The 14,798-nt window shown below is 74.1% G+C and carries 16 protein-coding genes; 6 read left to right on the top strand and 10 right to left on the bottom strand.

What is annotated here, in order from left to right; translation table 11 throughout:
• Positions 1-51 precede the first annotated feature (51 nt).
• The 7 genes from PH189_RS10425 to PH189_RS10395 form a co-directional block, all read right to left on the bottom strand.
• Complete coding sequence (locus PH189_RS10425) at positions 52-816, bottom strand: endonuclease/exonuclease/phosphatase family protein (RefSeq protein WP_274188698.1); 765 nt, start codon at positions 814-816, stop codon at positions 52-54.
• Positions 817-826: 10 nt separating this feature from the next.
• Positions 827-1,273: a nitroreductase family deazaflavin-dependent oxidoreductase gene (locus PH189_RS10420; RefSeq protein ID WP_274188697.1), complete on the bottom strand. Its 447-nt coding sequence runs from the start codon at positions 1,271-1,273 to the stop codon at positions 827-829.
• A gap of 25 nt (positions 1,274-1,298) precedes the next feature.
• Positions 1,299-2,150: a DNA-formamidopyrimidine glycosylase family protein gene (locus tag PH189_RS10415; protein ID WP_274188696.1), complete on the bottom strand. Its 852-nt coding sequence runs from the start codon at positions 2,148-2,150 to the stop codon at positions 1,299-1,301.
• Between the two features lie 9 nt (positions 2,151-2,159).
• Positions 2,160-3,305: an Hsp70 family protein gene (locus tag PH189_RS10410; protein WP_274188695.1), complete on the bottom strand. Its 1,146-nt coding sequence runs from the start codon at positions 3,303-3,305 to the stop codon at positions 2,160-2,162.
• Positions 3,306-3,366: 61 nt separating this feature from the next.
• The gene (locus tag PH189_RS10405) at positions 3,367-4,587 is read right to left on the bottom strand and encodes a cytochrome P450 family protein (RefSeq protein WP_274188694.1); all 1,221 of its coding nucleotides are present in this window, start codon (positions 4,585-4,587) and stop codon (positions 3,367-3,369) included.
• Positions 4,588-4,687: 100 nt separating this feature from the next.
• Positions 4,688-5,572, bottom strand: coding sequence for an SDR family oxidoreductase (locus PH189_RS10400; protein WP_274188693.1), 885 nt, complete (start codon positions 5,570-5,572; stop codon positions 4,688-4,690).
• A gap of 24 nt (positions 5,573-5,596) precedes the next feature.
• Positions 5,597-7,114, bottom strand: a complete 1,518-nt coding sequence (locus tag PH189_RS10395) for a flavin-containing monooxygenase (RefSeq protein WP_274188692.1) — start codon at positions 7,112-7,114, stop codon at positions 5,597-5,599.
• Between the two features lie 91 nt (positions 7,115-7,205).
• On the opposite strand from PH189_RS10395, the gene PH189_RS10390 reads away from it, so the two are divergent.
• Positions 7,206-7,895 carry a TetR/AcrR family transcriptional regulator gene (locus tag PH189_RS10390; protein ID WP_274188691.1) on the top strand — a complete coding sequence of 230 codons (690 nt, stop codon included), beginning with the start codon at positions 7,206-7,208 and terminating at the stop codon, positions 7,893-7,895.
• A 378-nt stretch (positions 7,896-8,273) separates the two neighbouring features.
• A complete protein-coding gene (locus tag PH189_RS10385; RefSeq protein WP_274188690.1) occupies positions 8,274-9,491 on the top strand; it encodes an LCP family protein in 1,218 nt (405 codons plus the stop codon).
• A gap of 10 nt (positions 9,492-9,501) precedes the next feature.
• Here the strand turns inward: PH189_RS10385 and PH189_RS10380 are convergent, their stop codons facing one another.
• Together PH189_RS10380 and PH189_RS10375 are read right to left on the bottom strand one after the other, a co-directional pair.
• Complete coding sequence (locus tag PH189_RS10380) at positions 9,502-10,623, bottom strand: Vgb family protein (protein WP_274188689.1); 1,122 nt, start codon at positions 10,621-10,623, stop codon at positions 9,502-9,504.
• Between the two features lie 92 nt (positions 10,624-10,715).
• Complete coding sequence (locus PH189_RS10375) at positions 10,716-11,303, bottom strand: type 1 glutamine amidotransferase domain-containing protein (protein WP_274188688.1); 588 nt, start codon at positions 11,301-11,303, stop codon at positions 10,716-10,718.
• A gap of 125 nt (positions 11,304-11,428) precedes the next feature.
• Between PH189_RS10375 and PH189_RS10370 the strand changes: the two genes are divergently transcribed.
• Entirely contained in the window at positions 11,429-11,653 is a 225-nt protein-coding gene (locus PH189_RS10370; protein ID WP_274188687.1) for a copper ion binding protein, read from the top strand.
• A 7-nt stretch (positions 11,654-11,660) separates the two neighbouring features.
• Here the strand turns inward: PH189_RS10370 and ku are convergent, their stop codons facing one another.
• Positions 11,661-12,806 (bottom strand): non-homologous end joining protein Ku, encoded by a 1,146-nt coding sequence (gene ku / locus PH189_RS10365; protein ID WP_274188686.1) that lies wholly within the window; start codon positions 12,804-12,806, stop codon positions 11,661-11,663.
• A gap of 18 nt (positions 12,807-12,824) precedes the next feature.
• Here ku and PH189_RS10360 point away from each other — a divergent pair, with 18 nt between their 5' ends.
• From PH189_RS10360 to PH189_RS10350, 3 genes are all read left to right on the top strand, one after another.
• Entirely contained in the window at positions 12,825-13,523 is a 699-nt protein-coding gene (locus PH189_RS10360) for an ATP-dependent DNA ligase (RefSeq protein ID WP_274188721.1), read from the top strand.
• A gap of 255 nt (positions 13,524-13,778) precedes the next feature.
• Complete coding sequence (locus tag PH189_RS10355; protein ID WP_274188685.1) at positions 13,779-14,543, top strand: GAF and ANTAR domain-containing protein; 765 nt, start codon at positions 13,779-13,781, stop codon at positions 14,541-14,543.
• Positions 14,544-14,556: 13 nt separating this feature from the next.
• Positions 14,557-14,784 (top strand): hypothetical protein, encoded by a 228-nt coding sequence (locus PH189_RS10350; RefSeq protein WP_274188684.1) that lies wholly within the window; start codon positions 14,557-14,559, stop codon positions 14,782-14,784.
• Positions 14,785-14,798 lie beyond the last annotated feature (14 nt).

Genomic DNA, 14,798 nt, shown 5'->3' with positions numbered 1-14,798 from the left:
CGCACACCAAGATCTTGTCAGAGCCCTACCCGACGATTCATCAGACACGCCCTAGCGAGCCAGGTCCACCACCAGCGCCCGGTGGTCCGACACCGGCGTGGCCACGGCCCGGGCGTCGGCGACCGGCAGGGGGTTCGACGCCAGGACGTGGTCGAACTGGATGCGGGGCTCCTCGGTGGGGAACGTGAGCGCGCGCGCCAACGGGTGCCACGACCCCAGGACGGCGCCCGGCAGCGGGCCCGGCACGTTGAGGTCCCCGAGGATCACGATCGGCCCGGGGAGGCCCTGCAGCGCGCGCGCCAGCCGCCGGAGCTGCACGACGTTGTAGCCCGGCGTGAATGCGAGGTGGGTCGCGACGACGGTGCCCACGGGCGCCGGCGGCGCGAGGACGGCGGCGAGGCCGAGCCGCGGCTCGTCCCGCACCAGGGCAGGGCGGCGGGCGTCGACCAGCAGCGGCAGCGTCAGCCACGAGGTCCCCAGCGGGATCCGGCGCCACGCGGCCACGGGGTGCCGGCTCACCAGCCCGATGCCGTAGGTCGGCTCCTCACCCGGCACCTCGTCCGGGCCGGCCTCCCGCCACGACCCGCCCGGCGTGCCGACCAGGGCGGGCAGGAAGCGGCTGTCCCGCGCGCCGACGGCCTCGGCGACCAGGGCGGTCTGGTCGACCAGTGCCGAGCGCGGCTGGGTGTGGTCGACCTCCTGGATCGCCATCACGTCGGCGTCGAGTGCCTTCACCGCGTCCCGCAGACGGACCGGGCAGACCGCGCCGTCGTGCGGTGACCGGCCGTGCAGCAGGTTGAACGTCGCCAGCCTCATCGCAGCGTTCTCAGGCCTCCGGCGTGAGCAGGACGACGGGGATCTCGCGGTCGGTCCGGCGGGCATAGTCCTCGTACTTCGGGAAGATGTGCGCCATCTGCTCCCAGAGCGGGCCCCGCTCCTCCGGACCGGCGGTCCGGGCGCGGACGGTGAGCTTCCGGGTGCCGACGAGGACGCCGGCCTGCGGCTCGGCCAGCAGGTTCCGGTACCACTGCGGGTCCTCCGGAGCGCCGCCCACCGAGGCGACGACGACGAGGTCGTCACCGCTCGTGCCGTAGATGAGCCCGGTGCGCCGGGGCTCGCCGGTGCGGGCGCCGGTGGTGGCGAGCACCAGCGTCGGCACGCCGCGCCAGTCGTGGCCCTCGGTGCCGCCGGAGGCCACGTACTGCTGGACGTGCTCGGCCACCCAGTCGGTCGTCGAGTCGGTGGCGCGCTCGATGTCGGCCGCGACGGCCATGGTGGTTCCCCTCAGCAGGCGATCTCTAGGGCCCGTGTGCCCCGGCCGGGGCCGGTTGACACGACGGACACCACCACACCTCGCGGGTGAACGGCGCGCCGGAGCCGGCGGCGGGCCGGAAGCGCACGAGCGTGCCGCAGCGCCGGCACGGCCGGTTCGACCGCCCGGTGACCCAGTGGTTCTCGCCGCGGCGCTTCACGCCCGTGGTGGTCATGCCCGTCCGGTGCTCGAGGCTGTGGCGGATCATGCGCCGGGCCAGCGCGAGCAGGGGCTCGAGGTCGACCTCGCCCACCGGGGTCCACGGCCACAGCCCGCGCAGGAAGCACAGCTCGACCACCCAGAGGTTGCCGAGCCCGGCGACCCCGCGCTGGTCGAGCAGCGCCTCGACGACCGGCCGCGCCGGGTCGCGGCCCAGCCGCGCGAGCGCCTCGCCGAGGTCGAACTCCTCCTGCGTCGCGGTCGGCTGCCCGGCCAGCACGTCGGGCCCGAGGTGCCCGAGGACCCGGTGCTCGTCGCGGGTGCGCAGCAGCTCGAACACCGGGACGTCGATGCCGACGAGCGACACCCCGGAGTCGAGGGTCAGCACCGCGCGCACGGCGAGGTGGCGGGGGAGCAGGGGACGACCGTGGGTCCCGTGCTTGCGCACCACGGTCCACGAGCCGCTCATGCGGAGGTGGCTGTGCAGGGTCAGGTCGTCGGCCCCGTCGTGATGGAGCCGGGTCAGCAGGTGCTTGCCGTGCGCGCGGGTGGCGACGAGGGTCCGCCCGGCGAGGTCGGCGGTGGCGAGCGACGGCGTCCGGAAGTCGTTGCGGACGACGGTCGCGCCGGAGAGCGCGTCGAGGCGGGCGGCGCACCGATGGACGGCGTCACCCTCCACGCGAGCTCCCTATCGCCGCCCCAGACCCAGCCGCTCGGCGGCCCACGCGGCCGCGCCCGAGGCGGGGCCGGTCGCCGAGACCGCGCCCGGGTCCCCGCCGTGGGCCAGGCCGAACCCGGTCCGCTCGGCGAGCCACTCCCGCACCCGCGGCATGTCGGTCAGGCCACCGCGCACGAGCATCGCCGGCCGGGGACCGGAGAGGGGGCCGACGAGCGCGGCGATCCCCTGGGCGATCTCCTCGAGACCTGGCGCGAGCATGGCGCCGAGGTCGGCGTGCGTCAGCGACACGACGCCCGGCACGGGGTTCTCCGGCGGCAGCACGGGCAGCGCGACCGCGACGGTGCCCTGCGCGGCCAGGGCCTCCTTGGCGTCCCGGACGCTCGTGCGCAGCCGGTACCAGGCGCGATGGGCCTCCAGGTCGCCGCCGAAGCGCACGCGCGCGGCGAGGTGCGGCGGCGAGCGGTCGAGGATCAGCTGGGCGAGGGCGTCGTCGAGCACCTCGGCGCCCACGTTGACCGACCGCATCGCGGTGACCGAGCCGGTGCCGTCGCCGCCGCGGTCGACGACGGCCAGCTCGGTGGCCGCGCCGCCGACGTCGACGACGAGCAGCCGCCCCTGGCCGCCGAGCCGGTGCGCGGCCGCGCGCGGACCGTCGAGCAGGTCGAGCTGGTCGGGCGAGGTGTAGGGGATCGCCGAGAGCGCGGCGAGGCCGGCCTGGCGCAACGCCTCGCGGGCGGGCGCCGACCACGACGCGGGGTGCAGCAGGACCACCGACGACGGCAGCGTGCCCCGGCGCCCGGCCTCCGCCCGGATCACCTTCGCGATGAGCGCCGTGGCGACGTCGACCGCGGTCGTCGGCCGGGGCCACTGCGTCAGGAGCTCCGGGGGCCCGCCGGTGCTCGCCGCGAGGTGCGGACGGGTGCGCAGCAGCGCGGCGGCCGGGTCGAACGTGCCGGCCTCGAGCGCGGGCCGGCCGGCGAGGACCGCGCCGTCGGGGCGCGAGAGCACCGCCGACGGCATGGCGGGCGCCCCGTCGACGGTCACGGCGCCCACGCGCACCCAGCCGTCCCGCGGGTCCACGTCGGCCCAGGCCCCGACGGTCGTGGAGGTCCCGTGGTCGATCGCGAGCGTCCAGCGCGCGTCCGGTGCCGTCATGACGCCGTCGCCCCTCCGCTCACCCGCCGCAGGGTGTCACAGGGCAGGTCCCGCCGTGCGGTCAGGCGGACCCGTCGACCGCGTCGGGGTCGAGCACCACCGGCAGCCGTGCCCAGGCGTTGACGAGCACGCTGCGGCGACGCTCGAGCGGCACGTCGGACCCGGCGACGAACGCCGGGAAGCGGTCGAGCAGCGTCCGCAGCGCGACCTCGGCCTCCAGCCGGGCCAGGGACGCTCCGAGGCAGAAGTGCAGGCCGTGCCCGAACGCCAGGTGCCCGGTGGTGTCGCGCAGCTCCTCGTAGTCGTCGGGGCGCTCGAAGCGCGCGGGGTCGTGGTTCGCCGCGGCCAGCGACACCGTCACGAGCGCGCCGCGCGGGATCACGACGCCGTCGAAGTCGACGTCCTCGGCGGCGAAGCGCAGTGGCGCGTGGGCGATCGGCGAGCCCCAGCGCAGGAACTCCTCGATCGCCGCGCGCAGTGCGTCGGATTCGGAGGCGGCGAGACGATCGCGCAGCGCGGGGTCGCGCAGCATCGCCTCGACCGCCGTGGTGATCAGCGTCGCCGTCGTCTCGTGGCCGGCGATCAGCAGGATCATGCCCATGGCGACGATCTCGTCGGTGGAGAGCGCGTCCCCCTCCTCCGAGACCTCGATCAGCGCCGAGATCAGCGCGTCGTCGGGCTCCGCGCGCTTGCGCTCGACGAGCTCGCCCAGGTACGCGGCCAGGCTCGCGCTCGCCTGCTGCTTCCCCTCGTCGGGACCCTCGTCGATCATCGTCTTCGACCAGGCCCCGAAGGCGTCGCGGTCGTCCACCGGCACACCCAGCAGCTCGCAGATGACGGCCATCGGCAGCGGCACGGCGTAGTCGGCGACGAGGTCGACCGCCGCGTCCCCGGGCATGCCCTCGAGCAGCGCCGCCGCGATCGTCTCGATCCGCGGGCGCAACGCGGCCACCCGCCGCACCGTGAACGCCTTGACGACGAGCTTGCGCAGCCGGGTGTGCACGGGCGGGTCGTTGAGCAGCATCATCAGCCCGGCCGGGGCGGGGAGGCCGGGCACGTTCGCCCGCTGCTCCTCGGGCAGCGAGTTGCGGAAGTCCTTGACGAAGCGCGGATCGGCCATCACCGAGCGGGCGTCGGCATACCGCGTGACCAGCCACGTCGTGCCGCCCTCGGGCAGCTCGACCTCGCGGACCGGGGCCTGCTCGCGGACCTCCCCGAGGACGGCGAAGGGCTCGCGCCAGTAGTCGTCGGTGAAGACCGGGCCGGTGGCGAGGTCGGTCACGGGCAGGACCCCTTTCGGGCACGCTCAAGATTCACTGAGTAGTGGTTCAGTGATGACGCTACCCGCGCCGCAGGGGTCCCGCTGTGGCTGGCGGGGCGGATCAGGCGCCCCGCTTGCCCATCCCCGCGCTCGACGCCCCGAAGGTGCGTCCGGTCTTCCGGAACTGCTCCTCCAGACGGGGCACCATCTGCTTCGCCTGCGCGAGCACGGGCAGGTCGCCGAGCCACGAGAACGTGATCGGGCGGGCGGCGGCGACCAGCGCGACCGCCTTCGGGACGAAGATCCGACGCTTGCGCTTGAGGATGCCCTCGAGGAAGGCGTCCGCGCAGTCCCCGACCGACGTCAGCGCGCCCAGGGGGTAGGGCAGCTTCTTGAGCGTGTCCTCGAACGTCGACGAGTCGGCCTTGACGTCGCGCACGAGGTCGGTGTCGATCCACCCCATGTGCGCGGTGCCGACGCCGATCCCGCGGTACGCGAGCTCGAAGCGCAGGGCGTTGCCGTAGTTCTCCACGCCCGCCTTGGCGCCGCAGTAGGCGGCCATCCCGGGCAGCGCGGTGAAGGCGGCGAGCGACGAGACGAGCAGCATGTAGCCCTGTCGCTTCTCGACCTCGGCGACGGTGGCCGAGACCGTCCGCGAGACGCCGATGAGGTTGACCTCCATGACGCGCGCGATCACGTCGGCGGGGCTCTCGGCGACGGTGCCGTGGTTGGCGATCCCGGCGTTGGCGATCACGACGTCGATCCCGCCGAGCGCGGCGACGGTCGTCGCGACCGCCGACTCGAGCGAGGACTGGTCGGTGACGTCGCACTCGGCCCAGCAATGGCCGGGCCCGAGCTCGGCCACGAGCTTCTCGAGCCGCTCGGGCTCCATGCCCACCGCGGCGATGTGCGCGCCGCGCGCGGCGGCGCGACGCGCGGTCTCCTCGCCGATGCCGCGGGCGGCGCCGGTGATGAACAGGACCTTGCCGGCCAGGTCGGCAGCCATGGGGGTTCTCCTCGAGTGTGGCAGTCAGGAACGGGAGGTCGGCGTGAGGACGTACTCCTCGGGCCGGAAGTGCTTCAGCCGACGGCGGAACGGCATGGTGAACGTGGGCCAGAGCGCGGAGTTCTGGCCGTGCTTGTCGAGGTACCAGCTCGAGCAGCCGCCATCGACCCAGACCGTGCCCGCCGTCCGCCGCTGCATCTCCTCGACGAAGGCGGTCTGCGCGGCGACGGTCGGCTCGACCGCGCCCACGCCGTGCTCGCGCATGTGGCGGATCGTGTCGAGCACGAGGTTGATCTGCGATTCGATCATGAACACGACCGAGTTGTGGCCGAGGCCGGTGTTGGGCCCGAGCAGGGTGAAGGCGTTCGGGAAGCCGGAGATCATGGTGCCGTTGTGGGCGAACGGCGAGCCCGCCCAGTCGTCGGCGAGGCTGCGTCCGCCGCGCCCGTGGACGCGGTGGCTGATCGGCAGGTCGCCGATGGCGAACCCGGTGCCGGCGATGATCGTGTCGACCTCGTGGGTGACCCCGTCGGCGGTGACGACGGCGTCCGGGCGGACCTCGACGATCTTCTCGGTGACCACCTCGACGTTGTCCCGGTCGAGCGCGGGCAGGTAGTCGTTGGACAGCAGGATGCGCTTGCAGCCCATCGAGTAGGTCGGCGTGATCTTCTCGCGCAGCTCGGGGTCGGTGACCTGTCGCCGCATGTGCGCCTCGGCGATCTTCGCAGCCTTCCCCATGCGCTTCGGGTCCTTGAACCCGAACACGAACGTCTCACGCGCCCAGTAGATGGCCTCGCGCACGATCCGCTGGGCCGGCGGGAACCACCGGAACAGCAGCTTCTCGACGCCGGTGATGGCGCGGTCGCCGCGCGGCATGATCCAGGGCGGGGTGCGCTGGAAGACCTTGAGCGTGTCGACGACGGGGGCGATCTCCGGCACGAACTGGATGGCGGACGCGCCGGTGCCGATCACCGCGACGCGGCGCCCGCGCAGGTCGAGGTCGTGGCGCCAGGTCGCGGAGTGGAACACCGGGCCCTCGAAGTCGTCGAGGCCCGGGACGTCGGGGAACGACGGGTCGGACAGCGCGCCCGAGCCCAGCACCAGCACGTCCGCCGTCCAGACGCCCTGGCTCGTCGTCACCACCCAGTGCTGCGCGTCGTCGTCCCAGGACGCGTCGAGCACCTCGTGGCGGTTCCGGGTGAAGCGCTCGATGTCGTACTCGGCCGACACGCGCTGCAGGTAGGCGTGGATCTCCGGCTGGGCCGAGAAGGAGCGGCTCCAGTCCGGGTTCGGGGCGAACGAGAACGAGTAGAGGTGGCTCGGGACGTCGCAGGCGCAGCCGGGGTAGGAGTTGTCCCGCCAGGTGCCGCCGACGTCGTCGTGGCGCTCGAAGATCAGGAAGTTGTCCTCGCCCGCCTGGCGCAGACGGATCGCCGTGCCGAGGCCCGAGAAGCCGTTCCCCACGATCGCCACCGCGAGGTGGGCGACGGGCTCGCTGCCGGTGCTCGGTCCTGACGGGTCGGCCTGTGTGGGCGTGGTCATCCGGGTTCCTCCTCGTGGCGTCGCTCCGGGCGTTGGTACACGACCGTACCGAAGGGGTCGCCAGTCTGGTACGCGGTGGTACCGTTGTCCAGTGTCCGTTCCGGCCCCGTCGGGTGCTCCTGGTCCCATCGGGAGGTCCGCCCACCGCGACCGCCTGGTCGAGGCGATGATCGACCTGGTCGCCGACCGCGGGTACGCCGCGGTGACGGTGGCGGACGTCGTCGCCACCGCCCGGGTGTCGAAGCGGACCTTCTACCAGCACTTCGCCGACCGCGAGGACTGCTTCCTCGCCGCCTACGTCGCGGCCGCCGAGGGCCCGCTGACGCGCATCGCCGAGGCCGTCGCGCCCGCGGTCGGGGCCGGCGACGACGCGCCCGCGCCGGACCTCGCGGCCGAGGTCGACACCGCGACCCGCGCCTACCTGGACGCCCTGGCCGAGAAGCCGGCCCTGACCCGCACGCTGCTCACCGAGATCAGCGGGCTCGGGCAGCGTGGCTGGCGGGTACGCCGCGAGGTGCTCAACCGGTTCGCCGACCAGCTCTCGGTGCTGGTCGGCCTCGGCGCCGCGCGGTGGGCGGCGGGCGGGTCCGGGACCGTGCCGGAGCTCGAGGGCCTGCGGGGGATCCCGCGCCCCACGGCGGTCGCCCTCGTCGGCGGCATCAACGAGCTGGTGCTCGATGCCGTCGAGGACGGGCGCGGCGACCGTCTCGGCGAGCTCGCCCCGACCGTCACCGGGCTCGTCCTCGCGGTGCTCGACCGCGCCGCTCGTCCGGACGTGTGACGCCCGGGCCGACCCCCGGCGGAGTGCCGTCAGCACGCCGTGCCGGTCCTCGGCCGTCCGGGGGCGGTCGGGCACCGTCGTGGCCTGCGTATCCTCTCCGACCACGACGGCCCGCGGCCGGCACCCCAGAGCCGGCCGGCGCCCCCGGCGCTCCGTCACCGCGAGGCACGAGGTGAGGCGGCGATGAACCGACCCGGCGGACCCCCCGGTCGGGGGCGACCCCCCTCGGGACCCGGCGGCCCCCCCGGCGGACCTCCCCCGGGTGGCGGCCCGCCTCCCGGCGGTCGCCCGCCCGCCCGTCCGGCGGGCCCGCCTCCGGGGCAGGCACCCCGCCCGGCCCCGGGCGGCCCGCCCCCCGAGCGGCCCGGCGGGTTCTCGATGCCCGGCCGCGGCCGGAAGGCCCCGCGCGGGACCCCGGCCGCCGGGGCCGGCGGCGCCGCCGCCTCGCCGCCCCGGGCGCAGCCGACCCGCGTCGGCGCGCCGGACTGGAACCGCGACCCGCAGGTCGGCTTCGACCCGAGCGTCGCCCGCGAGGCCCGGGAGCAGGGCCCCCGCCCGTCCTGGCGCGAACGACTCCCCGAGCGTCCGGAGTGGTCGCGCAGCGGCGCCGGCTCGGGAGGGCGCGGGCGTGGGCGCGGAGGCGGCCGCTTCGCGCACTGGAGCTGGCCCAAGCGCATCGGCGCGGTGCTCGCGGTCATCCTGCTGCTCTTCGTCGGCTTCGGGATCTACCTCGACACGCAGATGACGCGCATCCAGGCGCTGCCCGAGTACGAGGGCTCCTCGAGCTCCGGCACCAACTGGCTGATCATCGGCTCGGACAGCCGCGCCGGGCTCAGCGACACCGCCGCGCAGCAGCTCTCCACCGGTGAGGTCGACGGCAGCCGCACCGACACGATGATGCTCGTGCACGTCGGCGGGTTCGGCGGCCAGACCTCGCTCACCAGCCTGCCGCGCGACTCGATCCTGCCCATCCCCGGTCACGGCCGGGGCCGGCTGAACTCGGCCTACTCGATCGGCGGGCCGGAGCTGCTGACGCAGACCGTCGAGACCGCCGCCGACATCGAGATCGACCACTACGCGGAGATCGGCTTCGAGGGCTTCGCGGGCATGGTCGACGCGATCGGCGGGGTCGACATGTGTCTCGACGACGCGATCGACGACCCGAAGGCCGGCATCGACCTGCCCGCCGGGTGCCAGACGCTCGACGGCCCCCAGGCGCTGGGCTTCGTGCGCACCCGCGCGTTCCCGAACGCCGACCTGCAGCGCATCCAGAACCAGCGCAAGTTCCTCTCCGCGCTGGTCAGCGAAGCGGCGAGCCCGGTGACGCTGCTCAACCCGTTCCGGATCGTGCCGTTCGCGAACTCGGCGATCGGCACGCTCACCGTCGACGACAGCACCCACATCTGGAACCTGGCGAGCCTGGGCTTCGCGATGCGCTCGCTGTCCGGCGGCGGTGGGGTGACCACCACCGTGCCGATCGACCTCTCGAGCAGCGTCTCCGGCGGCGTGGTCTGGAACAAGCAGAAGTCGGGGCAGTTCTTCGACGCCATCCGCGACGACGAGGAGATCCCTCAGGACCTCATCACCGGCGGCTGACCGGCAGGCTCTAGGCGGGCGGGTCGACGATCTGCACGGCGCCGGTGGAGACGCCGGCGACGTAGAGCCGGCCCGTCTGCGGGTCGACGCCGAGCGTGTAGGGGTTCTGCACCGTGGCGACCCGTCCGACCTCGCGCGGCTGCGGCGTCGTCATGTCGTAGGCGATGACCTCGTTGGTGCCCGAGGACGCCACGTAGACGCGGTCGCGCGCGGGGTCGTAGGTGATGCCGTAGGGCCCGCCGGGCTGGGCGACGCGGGCGACCTCGCGTGGCCCGCCGTTCGGCCCGGAGGTCGGCTCGAAGACGATCACCGCGTTTCCGCGCGTGTCGGTCGCGATCATGCGGCCGTGCCGGTCGGCCACCATGTGCGTCGGGCCGGCCCCGGACGGCACCTCCCCGACGATGCGCAGGGTGTCCACGTCGTAGGTCGTCAGCGTGTTCTTGCGGACGTCGACCATGCCGACGATGTTGCCGACCGGCACGATCCCGGCGGGCTGGACGGCGTCGGTGAACACCTTGACCACCTGGTCGCCGCGCACGGCGGAGACGGTGCCGCCGAGCTCGTCGGCGGCCATGACGGTCCCGTTGGGGGCCTGGGTGACGTCGTGGGGCACGGTGCCGACGACGATCGGCGCCTGCGCGGTGCCCCCGGGCAGGTCGACGCGGACCACGGCGTTGGCGCTCTCGACGGGCACCAGCACGGGCCCGCCGGGGCCGGCGAGCTGGAGGTGCCGCACGAACCCGGGCAGCGGCGTGCGCCCGCGGACCTCGCCGGTGTCGGCGTCGAGGAGGACCAGCTCGTTCGGGTTGCGCTTGGCGACGGCCACGGTGCGGGTCACCGGGTCGACCACGACGCCCTCGGGGGCGTCGCCGACCTGGACCTGGCGGCCCGGCGGCGTGCTCGTCGGCTCCGGCGCGCCGAGCGGCTCGGCGGCCAGCGGCAGGTTCTCCGTCGGCGGGCGCGTGCCCTCGGTGGGCACGCCGGGCGGCAGGAACCCGGTGGTCGTCGGGACCGGCGGGGCCGGGCTCGCGGGGGCGGCGGGCGGGGTCGGTGCGTCGTTGCTGCAGCCGGCGGCCGCGAGCCCCGCGATCAGACCGACGGCGACCACGGCACGGGCGGTGCGTCTGCGCATGGGGCGGGAGTATGTCCCGCCACCTGTGTGCTCCGCGCGACGACGCCGACCGACCCCGTTCGGGGGTCGCCCGGCGTCCATACGGTGCAGCCTCAGGCCTGGTCGGCGCTCAGCGCGTGCGCGGGCGTCGGGGCGTTGGCGAACTCCTGGACGAGCGTGCGGCAGAAGGCGGGCAGATCGTCGGGGCTCCGGCTGGTGATCAGGCCGTCGTCCACCACGACCTCCTCGTCGACCCACTCCGCGCCGGCGTTGCGCAGGTCGGTGGCGATGCTCGGGAACGAGGTCAGGCGACGGCCGCTCAGGACGTCGGCCTCGACGAGCGTCCACGCCGCGTGGCAGATCGCGGCGACCGGCTTGCGGTTCGCGAAGAACTGCCCGACCACCTGGACGACGTCCGGGATGGTGCGCAGCAGGTCGGGGTTGGCCACGCCGCCCGGCAGCACCAGGGCGTCGTAGTTCTCGATCTTGACCTGGGTGATCACCGCGTCGACGTCGAAGCGGTCGCCCTTGTCGAGGTGGTGGAAGGCCTGGATGGACCCGGGCGTCTCGGAGACCAGCACCGGGGTGCCGCCCGCCTCCTGGACCGCCTTCCAGGGCTCGGTGAGCTCGACCTGCTCGGTGCCCTCCTTGGCGCAGAGGAACATGACGGTCCTGCCCTGCAGCGGTGCGTTCTCGGCCATCGTCGTCCAGCGCTCCCTCGCGTCGTGGTTACCCTGGGGGGGTATCGCACCGCGCCCGATGAGGGACGGTGCCGTGGACGCGACGGGCTCCCCCGGCCCCGACGCGACGAAACGGAGGCACGTCGATGACCAGCACCACCCTGTCGGTCCCGGAGATCCACTGCGGGCACTGCAAGTCGGCGATCGAGGGTGCCGTGGGTCCGCTCGACGGCGTGCGGACCGTCGAGGTCGACGTCGACGGCCGCCTCGTGCGGGTGGAGCACGACGACGCCGTCACCGTCCGGGCCCTCGTCGACGTGATCGAGGATCAGGGCTACGACGTCCCCGAGCAGGACGCGCTCGCGAACTGAGGCCCGCTCAGGCGGTCTTGGAGCGCCCGCCCTTGGCCGTCTCGTCCTCGTCCTCGTCGGACTTCTTCTTCGACGACTTGCGGGTCGAGGACTTCTTCGGCGCCTCCTCGGCGGGCGCCTCGTCCTTCTTCTCCGCCGTCTTCTTCGCGCGCGAGCGCTTCGGCTTCTCCTCGGCCGCGGCGTCCTCGGTCCCGTCCGTCGTGTCCGACGACGCCGCCGCGGGCTCCTCGGCCGGTGCCTTGCCCCCGGCCGCCTCGACGCTGCGGCGCAGCGCGGTGAGGAGGTCGGTCATGTCGTCGCCCTCCTCGGTGGGCGCGGCCTCCGGCGTGGGACGTCCACCGCCGTGCTCGATCTTGTAGTCGATCAGGTCGACCATCGCCTGGCGGTAGTCGTCCTCGAACTGGTCGGACTGGAAGTCGCCCGAGAGGCTCTCGACCAGTGAGGACGCCATCTGCATCTCCTGCGGGCGGAGCTCGACCTCGGTGCGCAGGGTCTCGAACTCGGGCTCGCGCACCTCGTCGGGCCAGAGCATCGTCTGCAGCACGATCGCGTTGTCGCGCACCCGCAGCAGCGCCAGCGTCTCCCGCTGTCGCAGCGCCACCTTGACCACGGCCATGCGGTCGGTCTCGCGCAGCGCCTCGCGCAGCAGCGCGTAGGGCTTGACCGCCTTGCTCTCGGGCTCGAGGTAGTAGCTCTTGTCGAGCAGCAGGGCGTCGATCTGGTCCGAGGGCACGAACTGCACGACGCCGATCTCGTGCCCGCTCGCCACCGGCAGGGTCGAGAGGTCGTCGTCGTCCAGCATGATCAGCTGGCCGTCGTCGGTCTCGTAGCCCTTGGCGATCTCGGAGTACTGGACCTCCTCGCCGCAGACCGAGCAGGTGCGCTTCTGGCGGATGCGTCCGCCGTCGCGCTCGTGCACCTGGTGGAAACGGATGTCGTGGTTGCTGGTGGCGGCGTAGAGCCGCACCGGCACGTTCACGAGCCCGAACGACACGGCGCCGTTCCAGATCGCGCGCATCATCGGCCCCTCTCGGCGGGCACGGTGCGTGGTCTCCTCACCGTGCGTCGGCACCAGCATGCCCCACCGGCACCACTCGTCCCAGTCAATGACGCGCCGACCCCGGTCCCCGCCGTTGTCGGTGGACGGGGGCACGATGGCGTCGTGCTCCCGATGCTCCCCGTTCCCGGTGACCTGCCGGTCGAGGGCGCGTGGAGCTACGAGGTCGACTGGGCGGGTGTCCGCCTGCTCGCCGACGTCGACCAGGGCGAGCTGACGCTGTGCACCGCCGACGGTGAGGACGTCACCGCCCGGTTCCCCGAGTTCGCCGGTCTCGTCGACGCCGTCGCCGACGGCCTGCTCGACGGCGAGGCCGTGATGCTCGACGGCGGGAGCCCGTCGGCGGACGCCCTGGGCGAGCGTCTCGGGGTGGAGGACGCCACCCGCGCCCGCGCGCTCGCCCGCGAGCGTCCGGCGGTGTTCATGGTCTACGACGTCATGCGGCTCTACGGCGTGCCGCTCGACCCCCGGCCCCTCGAGGAGCGGCGCGCGGTGCTCTCGCGCCTCGACCTCTCGCGGGCCACCCGCATCCAGATCTCGCCGGCCTACGACGACGGGCCCGCCCTGCTCGCGGGCGTCGTCGCCCAGCGGCTGTCCGGGGTGATCGCCAAGCGCCGGGGCACGCCGTACCGCTCGGGCGACTCGGGCGGCGACTGGGTCCGCGTCGCCCCGCACGCGCCGCGTGCCGGAGCGCACGCCGGCCCCCCGGCCACCGTGGCGTCCGGGGCGTCCCCGGTCCCGTCGACGACATCCTCCCGGCGGCCCCGTCACGCCCGCCGCGAGCGCATGCCCCAGCACGACACGCTGTTCTGAGCCGGTCGTCCGGCGTCGGCCACCTCGTCACTGCGGCGGCGAGGCCCTCCGCTGCTTGCCCCCCGTCGTAGCCTGGTCCTCGGGTTCGCGGTCGACCACACGGCCAAGGGATGGGTGCAGGACGGACCTCCCTCGACGTGGCAGGTCCATCGAGCGATCCCCTCCGGGGTGGACGTGACGGCATCTCGTGTGGCCCGCCGGCGGCCTCGAGCCGTGTGGGTACCTCCGCGAGACGCCCCCGGAGGAGCGGGAGAGATGAGCGACATCGACGGCGAGAAGCTGGTCGAGGCCATGCGCCGCAGTGCGGACGAGCTGAGCAGCCCGCGCGGCATCCGGGACCTCGACGTGACGCTGGAGCAGATCGTCACCTCGGCCGTCGAGACGATCCCCGGGGTGGACGACGGCAGCATCTCGATGACCGAGGGCGGCCGTGTCGACACGCGGCACCCGACGAACGACGCCATCCGCCGGCTCGACGAGACCCAGAACGAGTTCAACGAGGGTCCCTGCCTGGCGGCCCTCGAGACCCCGCCCGACAACGGGGTCGTCGTCGCCCAGGACCTCGCCGACGCCGACGCCGACGCCGACGCGGGCCGGTGGCCGCGGTTCGCCCCGATCGCCGTGGAGGCGGGGTACCGGGGCCTGTTGTCGACCCAGCTGCGGGTGGCCGCCGGACCCCTCGCGGCGCTGAACCTCTACGCCCACGACGCCGACGTCTTCGACGAGCACGCGAGGACCCTGGCGGGACTCTTCGGCGCCCAGGCCGCTCTGCTGCTCTACGGCGCCGAGAACGCGCGACACCTGCGGCGGGCGGTCGACAGCCGGGACGTCATCGGCCAGGCGAAGGGCATCGTCATGGAGCGCTTCACGCTCGACGACGACGGTGTCTTCCAGCTGCTGGTGCAGTCGTCGCAGGAGACCAACATGAAGCTCATCGAGGTCGCGCGCTGGCTGGTCGGCGAGGTGACCGCCCGCCGGTCCCCCGAGACGACGGGCACCGCCGCCGCCACCCGCGAGTGAGGACACCGCAGCCGTGCCACAGCCCCCGGAGAGCGTCCCACCACGACGGGCCGGCCGCGGCCGCCGGCACGACACGTTCGCGGTGCTCGGGCGTGCCCGCACCGCCCTCGACCGCGCCGAACTGGCGCTGGACCGGGCCTACGAGAGGACCGTCCACGCGTCGTCGGCCCCCTCCCGGCGCCAGGCACCCCCCGCGCCGGACGCCGCCACGCGGTCGCTGCTGCGGAGGCGGCTGGGCTGAGGTCGAGACACCGG

It is taken from the genome of Actinomycetospora chibensis (genome assembly GCF_028737215.1).
In the GTDB taxonomy this organism is placed as follows: Bacteria; Actinomycetota; Actinomycetes; order Mycobacteriales; family Pseudonocardiaceae; genus Actinomycetospora; species Actinomycetospora chibensis.
This window is presented reverse-complemented; position numbering and strand designations above follow the sequence as displayed.